Genomic DNA, 16,214 nt, shown 5'->3' with positions numbered 1-16,214 from the left:
TCCTACTGTCGTACCTTCTCCGCGACTCGCAACCGCGTCACGGTGCCCCCCAGCGGGGCGGGAAGGATCAGGGGCCCGGCGCCCGGGACGAGCGCGCCGAGCAGGCGCGGCCCGCGGGCACCGGTCGCCGACGGCACCGTACCCGGCGCGCCGCACCAGGTGAGCCAGCCCAGCAGCGCGGTCAGGTACGCCTCCTTGCCGGCACCGGGCAGGCCGAGGTCGTCGCTGGTCTTGAGCACCGCGGACGCCCCCAGGTTCCGCGCCAGCGCCGTCACCAGCGCCGGGTTCGCGACCCCGCCGCCGGACGCGACGACCGTCGTGACGCCGTGGCGCAGGCACTCGCCGGCGACGGTCACCGCGGTGAACTCCGTCAGCGTCGCGAGCAGGTCGCCGGGCTCCACCGGCGGCAGGCCGGCGAGAGCGGCGTCGAGGTAGGGCGCGTTGAAGTGCTCCTTGCCGGTCGACTTCGGCGGCGCGGCGGCGAAGTACGGGTCGGCGAGCAGCCGGACGAGCAGGTCCGAGCGCACCGAACCGCCGAACGCGAGCCGCCCGTCGACGTCGCTGCGCTGCCCGCTGACCCGGTACGCGGCGACGTCGAGCAGGGCGTTGGCGGGCCCGGTGTCGTAGGCGATCGCCGGCTCGTCTCGCGCGACGACCGTGATGTTCGCGATCCCGCCGAGGTTGAGCGCGGCGACCGGGTGGCCGGCGTCCTGGGCCAGGCCGCGCAGCCACAGCTGGTCGAGCGTGCTGGCCAGGGGAGCGCCGTGGCCGCCCGCGGCGACGTCGCGGGCCCGCAGGTCGGCGACCACCGGCAGCCCGGTGCGCTCGGCGATCCAGGCGGGCTGGCCCAGCTGCAGCGTGCCGCGGACGTGGCCGTCCTCGACCCAGTGGAACACCGTCTGGCCGAGGGAGGCGACGAGGTCGGCACTGCCGCCGGCCAGCTCTTCGGCACCGCGGGCGGCCGCGTCGGCGAACGCCTGCCCGACGCCGGTGTCGAGCCGCGTCAGCTCGCCGGCGGTGCAGGGGTTCGGAGGCAGCGCGGCCAGGAGCGCCTCGCGCAGCGGTTCCGGATAGGGGATCTCAAGCTCGCCCAGCGGTGTCAGGACCACCGTGTCGTCCTCGGCGTGCAGGTCGGCCGCGGCCACGTCGATGCCGTCGACCGACGTGCCCGAAAGCAGCCCGATCACCCGGAACCCGTGGCTCGCGCTTTTCCCCATCCGGAGGGGTTTAGTGCAGGTACGGCGTGTGACGCAACCCACGTGGTGAAGTCTTGGCCCAATCGGGATCAACATCGTTGCGAATTGCCTGTGCGGACGGGGTGTCCGGCACGCCGCGGTGCGGATGAAAGGATGGGCGCGTGTCGAGCACCTGGTTCCTGTTCGTAGTCGTCGCCGTCGTCGTGCTGGTCGCCATCCTGGTGACCGGTCTGCTGGTCGCGCGCAAGCGCCGGATCAGCCTGGACGCCAAGCGCGAGGTCGAGGAGAAGCCGAAGGGCGGCTCCTACGCGGCCAGCGGGGGCATCGCGCTCGCACCCGGCGGCACGGAGGTCGAGCACCCCGTCGAGGACCGGCCGGAGACCGACGGCCAGCCTGCCGTGGGCGACGACGCCGCCGTGCCGCGCGATTCGCCGCAGCGCACGGTCCGCGACGTCAAGCTGCCCGAAGCGCCTCCGGAAGCCCCGGCCGCTTCGGCCGCTCTGGTCGTCGAGGACATCGAGCCGGCGACGGGCCGCATCGAGCGGCTGCGCGGCCGGCTGTCGAAGTCGCGTTCGGTGTTCGGGACGAGCCTGCTGGGCCTGCTCGGCGCGGGTGACCTCGACGAAGACTCCTGGCAGGACGTCGAAGACACGCTGCTGATGGCCGACCTGGGCGCGGCCACCACGACCCAGATCGTCGAGCGCCTGCGCGACGAGCTGTCCCGGCGCGCGATCCGCTCGTCGGCCGAGGCACGCGAGGTGCTGCACGAGGTCCTGACGGCGCAGCTGTCGACGGACTCCGAGCGTGCGGTCCGGGCGCTGCCGCACATCGTCGACGGCAAGAAGCAGCCGGCGGTGGTCCTGGTGGCGGGCGTGAACGGCACGGGCAAGACGACGACCACGGGCAAGCTGGCCCGGGTCCTGGTGGCCCAGGAGAAGACGGTGGTGCTGGGCGCGGCGGACACGTTCCGCGCGGCCGCGGCCGACCAGCTCCAGACGTGGGCCGAGCGCGTGGGCGCCGAGGTCGTCCGCGGCAAGGAGGGCGCGGACCCGGCGGCGGTGGCGTTCGACGCGGTCAAGCGCGGCGTGGACACGGGCGTGGACGCGGTCCTGGTCGACACGGCGGGCCGCCTGCACACGAAGACGGGCCTGATGGACGAGCTGGGCAAGGTCAAGCGCGTCGTGGAGAAGCAGGCGAAGGTCGACGAGGTGCTGCTGGTCCTGGACGCGACGACGGGCCAGAACGGGTTGATGCAGGCCCGGGTGTTCGCCGAGGTGATCGACGTGACGGGCATCGTGCTGACCAAGCTGGACGGGACCGCGAAGGGCGGGATCGTGTTCCAGGTCCAGAAGGAGCTGGGCGTGCCGGTGAAGCTCGTCGGGCTGGGTGAGGGCCCGGACGACCTGGCGCCGTTCGAGCCGGGCGCGTTCGTGGACGCCCTGCTGGGCTAGAAAACCGCGTGACGGGCGGGGTGTCGCGGCGGAGAATCCCTGGTTTGTGACGACCCTCTTCGGTGACCACGTGCGGCTGCGCCCGATCGCGGCCGCCGACCGCCCGCGTGCGCGCGAAATCCTCGCCACGCCCGAAGTCGCCCGCTGGTGGGGCGACCCGGACCAGGAGACCGAAGGCCTCTACACCGTCGAGGACGGCTACTCGCCCTACGTCATCGAGCTGGACGGCGAAGTCGTCGGCCTGATCCAGAGCTGCGAGGAGCTCGACCCGCAGTACAAGCACGCGGGCATCGACATCTCGGTGCACCCGGACTTCCACGGCCGCGGCGTCGGCACGGACGCGCTGCGCACGTTGGCCCGCCACTTGCTGGACCACGGCCACCACCGGCTGACGATCGACCCGGCGGCGTCCAACGAGACGGCGATCCGGGTGTACACGAAGGTGGGATTCCGCCCGGTCGGCTTGATGCGCAACTACGAGCGAGCCCCGGACGGCACCTGGCACGACGGCCTGCTGATGGACCTGCTGGCCGGCGAACTGGAGTAAGCGGTCAGTCCTTCTCGACGAGCCGCTGAAGTAACCGAACCACGTGCTCGATTCGCTCCTCCACCTCGGCGAATCCGCGGTCCATCGTCTGTGCGAGGCCGCCCAATCGATCCGCGACGCTACCTGGGTGGTCACCGACACATCCCAGCTGTCGACCGATGTCCTGCTGAGCATCGAGCAGGTCATCGAGCAGGGTCTTCTGCTCTCCCAGGATCCGCTGGATCTCAGCTCGGCGGGCGTCTCGGAGCGGGGCCGACATGGCTCTCACGGTATCGCAAAGAGTGATCCGTGCTCACTCCTGGTTACACCGTCACCGCCGACTGGGACAGGCTCGCGCCCAGTGCGTCGGCCACCCGCTGCACCGCCGGGGCGATGTGCGCCACCGCCTCGGCGGTCAGCCGGCCCGACGGGCCCGACACCGAAACCGCCGCCGGCACCGGCGCGCCCGGCACCGCCACCGCGACGCACCGGACCCCCAGCTCCTGCTCGGCCTCGTCCAGCGCGTACCCTTGCGAAGCGATCCGCGAAAGCTCGACCGCCAGTGCGTCCGGGTCGGTGAACGTGTGCTCGGTGTACGCGGGCATGCCCGTCCGCGAAAGCAACGCCCGCACGTCCGACTCGGGCAGGTGCGCCAGCATCGCCTTGCCCACCCCGGTGCCGTGCGGCAGCAGCCGCCGGCCGACCTCGGTGAACATCCGCATCGAGTGCTTCGAAGGCACCTGGGACACGTACACGACCTCGTCGCGCTCCAGGACCGCCAGGTTCGCCGTCTCGCCGACCTCCTCGACCAGCTCCGCCAGCAGCGGCCGCGCCCACGCGCCGAACTGCATGCTCGCGTTCTCGCCCAACCTGATGAGCCGCGCGCCCAGCGCGTAGCGGCGGTTGGTGTTCTGCCGGACGTACCCGAGGTCGACCAGGGTGCGGATGAGCCGGTGGATCGTCGGCATCGGCAGCCCGGACAGGGTCGCCAGCTCGGACAGGCTGGCTTCGCCGCCGGTGTCCGCGAGGTGTTCCAGCAGCTCGAAGGCGCGCTGCAGGGACTGGACGCCGCCGTCGCGCCCGTTCTTCTCCGCTGCCACCGGTGGCCCTCCTTACGTCGGCGTTGAGGTTCCGCTATGCAGAAACTATAGTCCGGCTGGTAGAAAACCGTAGGGCCGTTATCCAAGATTCCGAACCTTCGAGGTGTTTCCCCATGTCTTCTGAAGTCCAGGTGCTGGGCGAGCCGGTCGAGCGCGGCGACGAGATCCTCACCACGGAGGCGCTCGCCTTCCTCGCCGGCCTGCACGACGCCTTCGCCGCCCGCCGCGACGAGCTGCTCCAGGCGCGCAGCAAGCGGCGCGAGGAGGCCCGGACCACCGGCAGGCTCAACTTCCTGCCGGAGACCAAGGAGATCCGCGAGGGCGACTGGCAGGTCGCCGGCGCCCCGCCGGCGCTGCGGGACCGCCGCGTCGAGATCACCGGGCCGACCAGCCGCAAGATGACCATCAACGCGCTCAACTCCGGCGCGAAGGTCTGGCTCGCCGACCTTGAGGACGCCAACACGCCGCACTGGGCGAACGTCGTCTCCGGCCAGGTCAACCTGTACGACGCCGTCCGCGAGACGATCACGCTGGAGAGCGGCGGCAAGAGCTACGCGCTCAAGGACGACGTCGAGCACGCCACGATCGTGGTCCGCCCGCGCGGCTGGCACCTGCCCGAGCGCGGCCTGTCCTTCGGCGGCCGCGAGGCCGTCGGCGCGCTCGTCGACTTCGGCCTGCACTTCTTCCACAACGCGGCCGAGCTGATCGAGCGCGGCAAGGGCCCGTACTACTACCTCCCGAAGATGGAGAGCCACCTCGAAGCGCGGCTCTGGAACGACGTCTTCACCCACGCCGAGAAGACACTCGGCATCGAGCACGGCACCATCCGCGCGACCGTGCTGATCGAGACGATCCCGGCCGCGTTCGAGATGGAGGAAATCCTCTACGAGCTGCGCGAGCACGCGTCGGGCCTCAACGCCGGCCGCTGGGACTACCTGTTCAGCGTGATCAAGTACTTCCGCGACGCGGGCGAGAAGTTCGTGCTGCCGGACCGCAACTCCGTCACCATGACCGCGCCCTTCATGCGGGCCTACACCGAGCTGCTCGTGCGCACGTGCCACAAGCGCGGCGCGTTCGCGATCGGCGGCATGGCCGCGTTCATCCCGAGCAAGGACCCCGAGGTCAACAAGGGCGCCTTCGACAAGGTGCACGCGGACAAGTCGCGCGAGGCCGGCGACGGCTTCGACGGCTCCTGGGTCGCGCACCCGGGCATGGTCGAGCTCTGCAAGGAGGAATTCGACAAGGTCCTCGGCGACGAGCCGAACCAGCTCGGCCGCACCCGCGATGAGGTGAGCGTCACCGCCGACCAGCTGCTCGACGTCGCCTCGACGCCGGGCGGCGCGACGGCGGCCGGCCTGCGCGCCGCGGTCGACGTCGGCGTCCGCTACATCGCGTCCTGGCTCGGCGGCAACGGCGCGGCGGCGATCCACAACCTGATGGAAGACGCGGCGACGGCGGAGATCTCGCGCTCGCAGATCTGGCAGTGGGTCAAGAACGGGACCACCCTGGACACCGGCGACGTCGTGACGAAGGAGCTGGTCCGCGGCGTGCTGACCGACGTGCGCGGCGAGCTGGCCCGGGAGGTCCCGGCCGACAAGCTGCTGCCGGCGATCGAGCTGTTCGAGCAGGTCGCGCTGGCCGACGAGTTCCCGGACTTCCTGACGCTGCCCGCGTACGAGCGGATCAAGTAGTGCGGCTGCCCGAGGACGTCTACGACGCCGCCGACGCGCGCTTGGCCGAGGCCGACGCGCGCGTCGCGGCGGCGTACCCGGGGGAGCGGCCGGGGCGGCAGCCGGTGCACACGGTGTACGTCCCGGCGTCGCGGTACAAGACGCGCCTGGTCGCCGACTGGGGCAAGCAGGCGATGCGCGTGTTCATCGAGCACGGCGACCTCCTCGGCGTCGACGCGGACGTGTACGAACGCGTCCGGGCGAAGCTGCTGACCGAGCCGATCGAGGACCTGCGCATCGACTTCGAGGACGGCTACGGCCGCGTCGCCGACGACGTCGAGGACGCGGCGGCGCTCGCGGCCGGCCAGACCCTGGCGACGACCGGCGGGACGCCGTTCTCGGGCATCCGCTTCAAGAGCTTCGAAGCGGCGACGCGCCGGCGGGGGATCCGCACCCTGGACCTCTTCCTCACGGGGCTCCTGGAGAACGGGCCGCTGCCGCCGGGGTTCGTCGTGACGCTCCCGAAGGTGACGGCGATCGAGCAGGTGTCGGTGGCCGCGGAAGTGTTGTCGCGGTTGGAATCCGCGTACGGGCTCGCCGACAGGACGCTGCGGTTCGAGGTCCAGATCGAGACGTCCCAGTCCATTGTGGACATCGACGGGACGCTCGCGGTGCCGCGCATCGTGCAGGCCGCCGAGGGGCGTTGTTGGGGGCTGCACTACGGGACGTACGACTACAGCGCGGGCCTGGGCATCGCGGCGGCGTACCAGAGCATGGAGCACCCGGCGGCGGACCTGGCGAAGGGCCTGATGCAGGTCGCGGCGGCGGGCACGGGCGTCCGGCTGTCGGACGGATCGACCAACAAGCTCCCGATCGGGGACGCACTCCCGGACGCGTGGTCCGAGCACCTCAGGCTGGTCCGCCGGTCCCTGGAACGCGGGTTCTACCAGGGCTGGGACCTGCACCCGCACCAGCTGCCGACGCGCTTCGCGGCGACGTACGCGTTCTACCGCTCGGGGTCCGCGGTCGCGTTGGAGCGGTTGCGGGCGTATGCGGACAAGCAGGCCGGGGGAGTCCTGGACGAACCGGCGACCGCGCAGGCGTTGGCGGTGTACCTGCTGCGCGGGCTGGACTGCGGCGCGCTGGACGAGGGCGAGCTGTCGTTCGGACGGCCGGAGCTGGAGAAGTACGCGCTGCGGCTCGCGTGAGGGTCAGTCACCGAGCCGGGCGCGGTCGGCGGCGTCGCGGCCCGCGTCCCAGCCTTCGGGGCTGCGCACGGTCACCGATTTGCTGACCACCTGGGGGAAGAGCGCGGTGAACGCCGACTCGACCGCCAGGTCGTGCGAAGCCAGTACCGGCAGCAGCCGGTCGGGGTCCGGCGACTCCGCGATCGCCGCTTCGGCGGCCTGGTCGAGCCGCTCGCCGACGCGGGTCGCGTAGGAGACCAGGAACGACTTCCGGAACGCCCGGTCCCGGCCGGCCGGGTCGGCGATCATCGCCCGCGTCGCCTGGACCAGCAGGGACGTGGTCAGCAGCGCGACGGCGGCCAGGTCGTCCTCGTCGCCGACCACGGTCACGAAGTCCCAGCGCGAGTCGAAGACGGCCCGGCAGCGGTTCGCCTTCGCGACCACGTGGACCAGCAGCGACTTCGCGTCGACGTACGGGGTGTCGAGCCAGATCCGGCGGGACCCGGGCAGCTCGGGCCCGGCTTCGACCAGCACCCGGTCGAGGGCGTGCCGCGTCATGAGCTCCTGCGCCTTCGCCGAAAGGGCCTCGGCCTCCTCCGGGAACGAGCTCGATTCGGCTTTCGCCAGCAGCGCGCGGACGCGGCTCAGCTTCTTCTCGTCCACCGTGTGGCGCTGCGGCGTCGCGGTTCCCGGTGCGGCCAGGACGGGCAGGGTCATCAGGAAGCCGAGAGCCTCGATGACGGAGGTCAGCGCCTCGGCCGGGGTCAGGATGTGCTTCGCCGCCCACTGCGTCAGGTGCGGCTCGGACTCCGTCCACCAGCGGACACCACCCTGGTCGTGCGCGGCGAGGGTGTCGAGCGCGAAGGACCGGGCGAACTCGTCGACCCGCCGCCGGGCCGCCTGGTCGACGTCCTCGGGCAGCCAGCCGCTTCGCCGGACCCGCGAGATCACCTGCTGCCCGGCCAGCCGCGCGCCTTCGGCCGCCTCGGCCGGCAGCTCGAGGCCGGGCACCAGCCGGTCCGCACGTGCCGCGCCGCGGATTCCCCGCGCGGTCGCGGAGGCGGCGGTCAGCAGAGCGTCCCGGAATTCTTCGGCGGTCACGGGCCTCGGGGTTTCGGAGGCCGGACCGCGTCGCTTCTGCTTGCCCACCGGGCGAGTGTGCCGCAGCCCCCTAACGCAGCCGCGGCAGGGCGTCGCGCGCGAAGTGGCTCAAGATCCGCAAGTCCTCCGCGAACCGCTCCCGATCCTCCGGCGGCAAGGGCTTGAAGAACAACTGCTCGATGTTCTCGACGTGCACCCGGCTGGCCCGCACCGTCGTCTCCTCGCCGAGCGCGGTCAACCGCACCAGCTGGACCCGCCCGTCGTCAGGGGAAACCGTCCGCGTCACCAAGCCCAGCGCCGACATCCGGTCCACCAGCCGGGTGGCGCCGCCGGTCGTCAGGACCTGCTCCTGGGCGATCGAGCGCATCGTCAGCCCGTCCGGACCCGTGCGGCCGACGATCAGCAGCACCTCGTACATCAGGTGCGTGATCCCGCATTCGCGCTCCAGCGCGCGCCCGAGCAGGTACTCGAGGCGGTTCGCCGCGCCCTGCAGCCGCCCGAACGCGAGCACCCGCGGGTCGTACCCGGCCTGCCGGGCCGTCGTGATCTCCGAGGACACTTCATTCCTCCATGCGCAACGCGAGGTAGACGTCGAGCTGGTCGGTGAACTCCGTCAGGTCCGCCCCGAGCAGCTCGCCCGCCCGGCCGATGCGGTACCGCAGCGTGTTGACGTGGACGTGCAGTGCCTTCGCCGCCCGCGTCGGCGAGCCCGAGCACTCCAGGAACACCCGCACCGTGCGCACCAGGTCCGTGTGCTGCTCGGCGTCGTACGCCAGCAGCGGCCCGAGCACCCGGCGCCGCAACGCCGCGCGCAGCCCGGCGGGCGTCCCGGCCAGCAGCAGCCGGTGCGCGTCGACCTCGCCGGCCTGGACGACCACGACGCTTCCCGTCCGCTCGGCTGCCACGTCCAACGCGAACCGCGCCGTCGCGAGAGCCTCGGCCCGTGGCGCGGAATCGCCCACTCCGCAAAGGATCCGGGACGCGCGCAGCAGTGACTCCACAGTGGACAGCTCCGCCGAGCCCGGCCACCGCCGGACCGCCGCGAACGAAGTGTCCCCTGTGGACTCCAGCAGCAACCCGTCCGGCAGCAGCTCGCGCAGGACGTCTCGGCTTTCGTCGCTGCCTTCGGTCCGCAACGCGACGACGTGCGCCTCGTCGGGAACGTCGGCGTCGGGCGGGACCGCCCGCGCCCGCGTGACGCCCACGAGCCCGGCCAGCTCGTCGGCCAGCTCCGCCTGCGCGGTGCTCAGCGGGCCGCCGACCGCGACCAGCCACGGCACGGCGTGCCGCCCCTCGACCGGCACCACCGTCAGCGACCCGGCTTCCTTCGCCGCGTGCCGCCGCACGACGTCGGGCGCCGGCACCGGCAGCGGGGACGTCCCCGCGACGACCCGGCCGAGCCCCGACAGCACCCAGCAGGGCAGGCCGAACTCCGCGGACGCGCGCTCCAGCAGCGTCTCGACGGGCGCGTCCGCGGCGGCCTGCAAACGTTTGCGCGCGCTCTCCGACGCGGCGGCCAGCGCCAGCACCACCTGCTCGGTGATCACCGAAAACGACAGGTCGGCGGGCACCTCCAGCAGCGGGATCCGGTGCCGCTCGCACGCCTCGACGACGTCGCCGGGGATGCCGCCGGAGTCGGCGCCGGACGCCGCCAGCGCCGCCGCCCCGGAGCGTGCCAGCGCGGCCACGAACGGCTCGGCGTCACCCGGGCGCCGCCACCACAGCAAGCCGGAAAGCACCAGCTCACCGGCCGAAAGGTACCGCCCGGGGTCGGGCAGCTCCGTGACGTAGATGCGCGTCACCGGCCGGTCGAGCAGCTCGGCCCCGGCTCGCGGGCGCAGCCGCAGGCCCGGGAGGCCCAGCAGAGTTTTCACGGTCGTCATCAGGCTTGTAGGAAAGCACAACCGCAGCGGGTTTCGCTCCTGTGCGTTTCATGCGCCGTGCCGTTGCCGCCCGGACCCCGTTCGGCGTCTACTGGTCTATCGCCCTTCACGAAGGAGATGGAGTGGAGTTCCTGCGTCCCACGACGCTCGCCGAGGCCCTGGCCTTGAAGGCCGAGCGGCCGGACGCCGTGCCGATCGCCGGCGGCACCGACGTCATGGTCGAGCTGAACTTCGACCACCGGCGCCCCGAGGCCCTGCTCGACCTGACCCGGGTCGGCGAGCTGACGGACTGGTCCACTGTGGATCACTCGGACGGCACGGTCCGGCTCGGCGCCGGCGTTCCGTACACCCGCGTCATCGCTGAACTAGGTGAATCCGTCCCGGCGCTGGCCATGGCGTCGCGCACCGTCGGCTCGCCGCAGATCCGCAACCGCGGCACGGTCGGCGGCAACCTCGGCGCCGCGTCCCCCGCCGGCGACACCCACCCGGTGCTGCTAGCCCTGGACGCGCGGATCGAGGTCGCCTCCGTCCGCGGGAGCCGGGTCCTCCGCGCGGAGGAGTTCTACGTCGGCGTGAAACGCCACGCGCTCGAGCCGGACGAGCTGATCACCGCCGTCCACCTGCCCGCGCACGCCGGGCCGCAGCAGTTCGCCAAGGTCGGGACGCGCAACGCGATGGTCATCGCGGTGTGCTCGTTCGCCCTGGCCCTGCGCGACGGGCAGGTCGGCGCGGCGATCGGGTCCGCGGCGCCGACGCCCCGCCGCGCCCGCGAAGCCGAGGAGTTCCTGGCCGCCGAGCTGCCCTGGACGTCGCCCGAACCGCTGCCGGACTCGCTGAAACGCCGCTTCGGCGACCTGGTCGGAGAAGCCGCCGCGCCGATCGACGACGTCCGGGGCAGCGCCGCGTATCGGAAGCACGCGTTGGGGGTACTAGCGCGGCGTACGTTGACTTGGGCCTGGGACGAACACCGGACGGGGGAGCGCGCATGCGCCTGAATGTCACGATCAACGGCGAGAAACGCGAGGCGGACGACGTCTGGGAGGGGGAAAGCCTGCTCTACGTCCTGCGCGAGCGGCTCGGCCTGCCGGGCTCGAAGAACGCCTGTGAGCAGGGCGAATGCGGCTCCTGCACGGTCTACCTCGACGAGGTCCCGGTCTGCGCCTGCCTGGTCGCGGCCGGGCAGGCCGAGGGCCGCGTGGTCCGCACGGTCGAGGGACTGGCCGACGGCGACACCCTCGACCCGGTCCAGCAGTCCTTTGTGGACGCCGGTGCGGTGCAGTGCGGCTTCTGCACGCCCGGCCTGGTCGTCGCCGCGCACGACCTGCTGAACCGCGTCCCCGATCCGTCCGACGAGGAGATCCGCGAGGCGCTGGCCGGCAACCTCTGCCGCTGCACCGGCTACGAGAAGATCCTCGACGCCGTGCGCGCCGTCGCCGTCGCGAAAGGAGGTGTCGCATGAGGACGCTCATCGCGAACGCGGCGATCGCCACGGTCACCGGCGAGGAGTACGCGAGCGGCCACGTCGTGGTCGAGAACGACCGGATCGCCGAAGTCGGCGAAGGCGTCTACACGGGCGAATTCGACGAGCGCGTCGACGCCGAAGGCTGCCTGGTCACGCCGGGCCTGATCAACACCCACCACCACCTCTACCAGTGGGCGACCCGCGGGCTGGCCGCCGACCACACGCTCTTCGAATGGCTCGTCGCGCTCTACCCGGTCTGGAAGCGCCTCGACGACGAGATCACGCACGCCGCGGGCACGGCCGGGATGGCGCGGCTCGCGCTGACCGGCTGCACGACCGTCGCCGACCACCACTACGTCTTCCCGCGCGACGGCGGCGACCAGGTCGCGGCGCTGGCCGCGGCCCGGCAGCGGATCGGCGTCCGGCTGCACGTCGTGCGCGGGTCGATGGACCGCGGCGAGTCCGACGGCGGCCTGCCGCCGGACAACCTCGTCGAGTCGACCGAGGACGCGCTGACCGGCACCGAAGCGGCGATCGACCGCTTCCACGACGACTCCGCCGGCGCGCACCTGCAGATCGCCGCGGGCCCGTGCTCGCCGTTCTCGGTCACCGAACGGCTGATGTCCGGCGCGGCCGAGCTGGCCCGCCGCAAGGGCGTCCGCCTGCACACGCACCTCGCCGAGACCCTCGACGAGGAGAAGCAGTGCCTCGCCGAAGTGGGCTGCACGCCCGCCGAGTACGCCGACAAGCTCGGCTGGCTCGCCGACGACGTCTGGCTCGCGCACACCATCCACCTCGCGCCCGAGGCGATCCGCCGCTTCGGCGCGACCGGCACCGGGTCGGCGCACTGCCCGACGTCCAACGGCCGGATCGGCGCCGGCATCGCCCCGGTCCGCGACCTGCTCGACGCCGGCGTCCCGGTCGGGCTCGGCGCCGACGGGGCCGCGTCCAACGAGTCCGGCGGCCTCGGCGAGGAACTGCACCAGGCGCTCCTGCAGGCCCGCCAGCGCGGCGGCCCGCGCGGCCTGACCACGCGGGAAGCGCTGTGGATGGGCACGATGGGCGGCGCCCGCTGCCTGGGCCGCGCGGACGACCTGGGCTCGATCGAACCCGGGAAGCTCGCCGACCTCGCCGTCTGGGACCTGACCGGCCTGAACTACGCCGGCATCGCCGACCCGGTCGCGGCGCTGGTGCTGGGCACGACGCCGCCGCTGCGCCGGCTGTTCGTCGGCGGCAAGGCCGTCGTCGAGGACGGCACCCTGCGCGAGGCCGACGAGTCCGAAATCGCCCGCGAGCTGGCGGCCGCGAGCGCCCGGTTGAGGGAGGGCAGATGACCACCACTTCGGTCGCCACGCAGACCGCGAACGGCGTCGGTGCGTCCCCGCGCCGACCCGACGGCACGGTGAAGGTGCGCGGCGAGTTCGCCTACTCCTCGGACCTGTGGCACGAGGACATGGTGTGGGGCGTGACGCTGCGCAGCCCGCACCCGTACGCGCGGATCACCGGCATCGACATCACCGAAGCCCTGGCCGTGCCGGGCGTGTACGCGGTGCTGACGCACGAGGACGTCCCGGGCGTGAACCGCTACGGCCTCGAGCACGCCGACCAGCCGGTGCTCGCCTCCGACGTCGTCCGCTACCAGGGCGAACCGGTCGCGCTGGTCGCCGCCGACCACCCGGAGACCGCGCGCCGGGCGATGAAGCGGATCGTCGTCTCCTACGAGGAATTGGAGCCGGTGACGGATTCCGAAGCGGCCGTCGCGGGCGAAGGGCCGTCGCTGCACGACGGCGGCAACGTCGTGCGGCACGTGAAGATCCGCCGCGGTCCGCAGGATCTCGCCGCCGACGTCGTCGTCTCGGGTGTCTACGAGGTCGGCATGCAGGACCAGGCGTTCCTCGGCCCCGAGTCCGGGCTCGCGGTGCCGGACACCGAAGGCGGCGTCGACCTGTACGTCGCGACGCAGTGGCTGCACGTCGACCAGCAGCAGATCGTCGCCGCCCTGGGCCTGCCGGTGGAGAAGGTGCGGCTGACGCTCGGTGGCGTCGGCGGCGCGTTCGGCGGGCGTGAGGACCTGTCGATGCAGGTCCACGCGTGTCTCCTCGCGTTGCACACCGGCAAGCCGGTGAAGATGGTCTACAACCGCGAAGAGTCCTTCTACGGTCACGTCCACCGCCACCCCGCGAAGATGTACTACGAGCACGGCGCCACGGCCGACGGCCGGCTCGTCTACGTGCGCACGCGGTTGTTCTTGGACGGCGGCGCGTACGCGTCCTCGACCGGCGCGGTGGTCGCGAACGCGGCGACCCTCGGCGTCGGACCGTACAAAGTGGACAGTGTGTCGGTGGACTGCTGGGGCGCGTACACGAACAACCCGCCGTGCGGCGCGATGCGCGGGTTCGGCGCGGTGCAGGCGGCGTTCGGGTACGAGTCGCAGATGGACAAGCTCGCTTCCGCGTGCGGGCTGGACCCGGTCGAGATCCGCGTCCGCAACGCCATGAGCGAAGGTGACCTGATGCCGACCGGCCAGGTCGTCGACGCGGAAGCGCCGGTCGCGGAGCTGCTGTCCCGGGTGCGGCACATGCCGATGCCGCCGGATCGGCCGTTCGACCTGCGGCACATGCCGGGCGGCGTCTCGAACACGACGCACGGCGAAGGCGTCGTCCGCGGCGTCGGGTACGCCGTCGGGATCAAGAACGTCTGCTTCTCCGAGGGCTTCGACGACTACTCGACGGCCCGGGTGCGCTTGCAGCTGGTCGGCGGTGAACCGGCCGCGACCGTGCACACCGCGGCCTGCGAAGTCGGCCAGGGCCTGGTGACGATCATGCAGCAGATCGTGCGGACCGAGCTGGGCGTCGACCAGGTGACGGTCCTGCCGATGGACACCTCGATCGGCAACGGCGGCTCGACGTCGGCGTCGCGCCAGACCTACGTCACCGGCGGCGCGGTCCAGGCCGCCTGCGCGGCGGTGCGGGCGCGGCTGCTGTCCCGGTTCGACCAGCGGGTGCGGGTGGTGGGCGGCAAGCTCGTCGCGGCCGACGGCCAGGTGGTCGCGGACCTGGTGGACGTCCTCGGCGACGACGTCTACGACGAAACGGTGGAGTGGCGGCACCGGCCGACTTCTTCGCTGGACCCGGAAACCGGGCAGGGGACCGCCCACGTGCAGTACGCGTTCGCCGCGCACCGGGCGGTCGTCGACGTCGACACCGAACTGGGCCTGGTGAAGGTCGTCGCGCTGGACTGCGCGCAGGACGTCGGCAAGGCGCTGAACCCCCAGGCCGTGCTGGGCCAGATCCAGGGTGGTTCGGCGCAGGGGCTCGGGCTCGCGGTGATGGAGGAGATCCAGACCTCCGGCGGGAAGATCCGGAACCCCTCCTTCACCGACTACCTGATCCCGACGGTCCTGGACATGCCGCCGATGAGCATCGACGTCCTGGAGCGCCCGGACCCGCACGCGCCGTACGGCCTGCGCGGGGTCGGCGAGCCGCCGACGATCTCGTCGACCCCGGCGATCGTGGCCGCGATCCGGGCCGCGACCGGGCTTGCGCTCACGCGCGTCCCGGTGCGGCCGGAGCACCTGACCGCTACTTGAGCTGCCAGTTCTGGTTGGCGTCGTCGTTGCAGCCCCAGAGCTCGAGCTGAGTGCCGTTGACGTTGCCGGCGGGCTTGTCGCCGCCGGTGACGTCGACGCACAGACCGGTCTGGGTGCCGGTGATCGAGCCGTCGGGGTTGAGCTTGAACTTCTGGTTCGCGCCGCCGTGGCAGGTCCAGACGATCAGCTTGGTCCCGGCCGTGGTGCCGCCTTCCTCGGCGTCGAGGCAGAGGCCGTTGGCCTTCAGCTCGCCGGCGCCGGTGAACGTCCAGGACTGGTTGGGGCCGCCGTCGCAGTCCCAGATGTCGACCTTGGTGCCGGGCGTGGTGACGTTGCCGTTGATGTCGATGCAGCGGGACGACGACGCGCCCTGCAGGGGTTGCGCGGTGCTGCTGCCGCTCGCGTTCGCCTTGACGCGGTAGACGACGGTGCCGTGCGACGGGACGTTCGCGCTGATCGTCCCGGTGCTGGTGGTCTGCTCCTTGGACCAGAGGTTGGTCAGCCGGTAGCTCGACGCGCTGGGCAGCCCGGCGGCGGCGGTCGTGGTCGAGACGGTCTTCGTGGTGCCGTTTTCGTTGAACAGCACGACGGCGACGTCGCCGTTCTGGAGGGGTTTCTTGAGGACGTCCAGGCCGTTCCCCGTGGCGATGCGCGTCGCCTGCTTGCCGAGCGGGTCCTGGTCGATCGCGATGACATCGGCGTTGAGGTAGGTGGAGAAGGTGGCGACGCTCGCGCTGCGCAGGTCGGCGCCGGCGATCAGCGGCGCGGCCATCGCGGCCCAGAGCGTGAAGTGGGCGCGGTCTTCCTGGAAGTCCATGCCGTCGCCGACTTCGAGCATGTCGGGGTCGTTCCAGGCGCCGGGTTTCGCGGCGGACGCGAGTCCGACGTTCTGGCGGTAGATCGAGTCGATGCTGCCCCAGTTGTTGGTGATGTCCCCGGTGGTGCGCCACAGGTTGCCGACGTCCGGCGCCCAGGTCGACGGGCTGAAGTTGCCCCCATTCGCAGATGCTGTAGGCGATCGGGCGGCCGGTGGCCTTGAGCGCGTCACG

General features: G+C 72.1%; 15 protein-coding genes. 8 read left to right on the top strand and 7 right to left on the bottom strand.

Features of this window, described 5'->3' with window-relative positions; genetic code table 11:
* Positions 1 to 2 precede the first annotated feature (2 nt).
* Positions 3 to 1,217, bottom strand: coding sequence for an anhydro-N-acetylmuramic acid kinase (locus ACIQWX_RS41445; protein ID WP_400883519.1), 1,215 nt, complete (start codon positions 1,215 to 1,217; stop codon positions 3 to 5).
* Positions 1,218 to 1,357: 140 nt separating this feature from the next.
* On the opposite strand from ACIQWX_RS41445, the gene ftsY reads away from it, so the two are divergent.
* Both ftsY and ACIQWX_RS41435 read left to right on the top strand, forming a co-directional pair.
* Entirely contained in the window at positions 1,358 to 2,647 is a 1,290-nt protein-coding gene (gene ftsY, locus ACIQWX_RS41440) for a signal recognition particle-docking protein FtsY (RefSeq protein WP_400883517.1), read from the top strand.
* A gap of 46 nt (positions 2,648 to 2,693) precedes the next feature.
* Positions 2,694 to 3,194: a GNAT family N-acetyltransferase gene (locus tag ACIQWX_RS41435; RefSeq protein WP_400883514.1), complete on the top strand. Its 501-nt coding sequence runs from the start codon at positions 2,694 to 2,696 to the stop codon at positions 3,192 to 3,194.
* Between the two features lie 4 nt (positions 3,195 to 3,198).
* On the opposite strand, the gene ACIQWX_RS41430 is transcribed toward ACIQWX_RS41435, so the two are convergent.
* Positions 3,199 to 3,453, bottom strand: coding sequence for a hypothetical protein (locus ACIQWX_RS41430; protein ID WP_400883511.1), 255 nt, complete (start codon positions 3,451 to 3,453; stop codon positions 3,199 to 3,201).
* Between the two features lie 43 nt (positions 3,454 to 3,496).
* Positions 3,497 to 4,273, bottom strand: coding sequence for an IclR family transcriptional regulator (locus tag ACIQWX_RS41425; RefSeq protein WP_400883508.1), 777 nt, complete (start codon positions 4,271 to 4,273; stop codon positions 3,497 to 3,499).
* A gap of 113 nt (positions 4,274 to 4,386) precedes the next feature.
* Between ACIQWX_RS41425 and aceB the strand changes: the two genes are divergently transcribed.
* Complete coding sequence (gene aceB / locus ACIQWX_RS41420) at positions 4,387 to 5,964, top strand: malate synthase A (protein WP_400883505.1); 1,578 nt, start codon at positions 4,387 to 4,389, stop codon at positions 5,962 to 5,964.
* Complete coding sequence (locus ACIQWX_RS41415; RefSeq protein ID WP_400883502.1) at positions 5,964 to 7,151, top strand: DUF6986 family protein; 1,188 nt, start codon at positions 5,964 to 5,966, stop codon at positions 7,149 to 7,151. The genes aceB and ACIQWX_RS41415 overlap by 1 nt, the downstream gene beginning before the upstream one ends.
* Positions 7,152 to 7,154: 3 nt before the next feature.
* On the opposite strand, the gene ACIQWX_RS41410 is transcribed toward ACIQWX_RS41415, so the two are convergent.
* The 3 genes from ACIQWX_RS41410 to ACIQWX_RS41400 form a co-directional block, all read right to left on the bottom strand.
* Positions 7,155 to 8,231: a DUF2786 domain-containing protein gene (locus tag ACIQWX_RS41410; protein WP_400883499.1), complete on the bottom strand. Its 1,077-nt coding sequence runs from the start codon at positions 8,229 to 8,231 to the stop codon at positions 7,155 to 7,157.
* A 70-nt stretch (positions 8,232 to 8,301) separates the two neighbouring features.
* Positions 8,302 to 8,790, bottom strand: a complete 489-nt coding sequence (locus ACIQWX_RS41405; RefSeq protein WP_400883496.1) for a MarR family winged helix-turn-helix transcriptional regulator — start codon at positions 8,788 to 8,790, stop codon at positions 8,302 to 8,304.
* A 1-nt stretch (position 8,791) separates the two neighbouring features.
* Positions 8,792 to 10,114, bottom strand: coding sequence for a PucR family transcriptional regulator (locus ACIQWX_RS41400; protein WP_400883493.1), 1,323 nt, complete (start codon positions 10,112 to 10,114; stop codon positions 8,792 to 8,794).
* A 122-nt stretch (positions 10,115 to 10,236) separates the two neighbouring features.
* On the opposite strand from ACIQWX_RS41400, the gene ACIQWX_RS41395 reads away from it, so the two are divergent.
* Genes ACIQWX_RS41395 through pucD form a run of 4 tightly spaced genes read left to right on the top strand, consistent with a single transcriptional unit; the run spans position 10,237 to position 15,165 of the window.
* Positions 10,237 to 11,109: an FAD binding domain-containing protein gene (locus ACIQWX_RS41395; protein ID WP_400883490.1), complete on the top strand. Its 873-nt coding sequence runs from the start codon at positions 10,237 to 10,239 to the stop codon at positions 11,107 to 11,109.
* The gene (locus ACIQWX_RS41390; protein WP_400883487.1) at positions 11,100 to 11,573 is read left to right on the top strand and encodes a (2Fe-2S)-binding protein; all 474 of its coding nucleotides are present in this window, start codon (positions 11,100 to 11,102) and stop codon (positions 11,571 to 11,573) included. Before ACIQWX_RS41395 ends, ACIQWX_RS41390 begins: the two co-directional genes overlap by 10 nt.
* On the top strand, positions 11,570 to 12,910 hold the full coding sequence (locus ACIQWX_RS41385; protein WP_400883484.1) for an 8-oxoguanine deaminase: 1,341 nt from the start codon (positions 11,570 to 11,572) through the stop codon (positions 12,908 to 12,910). Before ACIQWX_RS41390 ends, ACIQWX_RS41385 begins: the two co-directional genes overlap by 4 nt.
* Positions 12,907 to 15,165, top strand: coding sequence for a xanthine dehydrogenase subunit D (pucD, locus tag ACIQWX_RS41380; protein ID WP_400883481.1), 2,259 nt, complete (start codon positions 12,907 to 12,909; stop codon positions 15,163 to 15,165). Before ACIQWX_RS41385 ends, pucD begins: the two co-directional genes overlap by 4 nt.
* Here pucD and ACIQWX_RS41375 read toward each other — a convergent pair.
* Complete coding sequence (locus tag ACIQWX_RS41375; protein ID WP_400883478.1) at positions 15,158 to 16,213, bottom strand: ricin-type beta-trefoil lectin domain protein; 1,056 nt, start codon at positions 16,211 to 16,213, stop codon at positions 15,158 to 15,160. The genes pucD and ACIQWX_RS41375 overlap by 8 nt on opposite strands.
* Position 16,214: the final 1 nt, after the last annotated feature.

The sequence above is a fragment of the Amycolatopsis sp. NPDC098790 genome, from assembly GCF_044759945.1.
Classification (GTDB): Bacteria; Actinomycetota; Actinomycetes; order Mycobacteriales; family Pseudonocardiaceae; genus Amycolatopsis.
Note: the sequence above shows the minus strand (reverse complement) of the source record. Positions and strands in the feature narration are given on the sequence as shown.

Coding starts and splice junctions, on each gene's coding strand:
- ACIQWX_RS41445 (WP_400883519.1), bottom strand. CDS start 1,217: ATGGGGAAAAGCGCGAGCCACGGGTTCCGGGTGATCGGGCTGCTTTCG.
- ACIQWX_RS41430 (WP_400883511.1), bottom strand. CDS start 3,453: ATGTCGGCCCCGCTCCGAGACGCCCGCCGAGCTGAGATCCAGCGGATC.
- aceB (WP_400883505.1), top strand. CDS start 4,387: ATGTCTTCTGAAGTCCAGGTGCTGGGCGAGCCGGTCGAGCGCGGCGAC.
- ACIQWX_RS41400 (WP_400883493.1), bottom strand. CDS start 10,114: ATGACGACCGTGAAAACTCTGCTGGGCCTCCCGGGCCTGCGGCTGCGC.
- ACIQWX_RS41390 (WP_400883487.1), top strand. CDS start 11,100: ATGCGCCTGAATGTCACGATCAACGGCGAGAAACGCGAGGCGGACGAC.
- ACIQWX_RS41385 (WP_400883484.1), top strand. CDS start 11,570: ATGAGGACGCTCATCGCGAACGCGGCGATCGCCACGGTCACCGGCGAG.
- pucD (WP_400883481.1), top strand. CDS start 12,907: ATGACCACCACTTCGGTCGCCACGCAGACCGCGAACGGCGTCGGTGCG.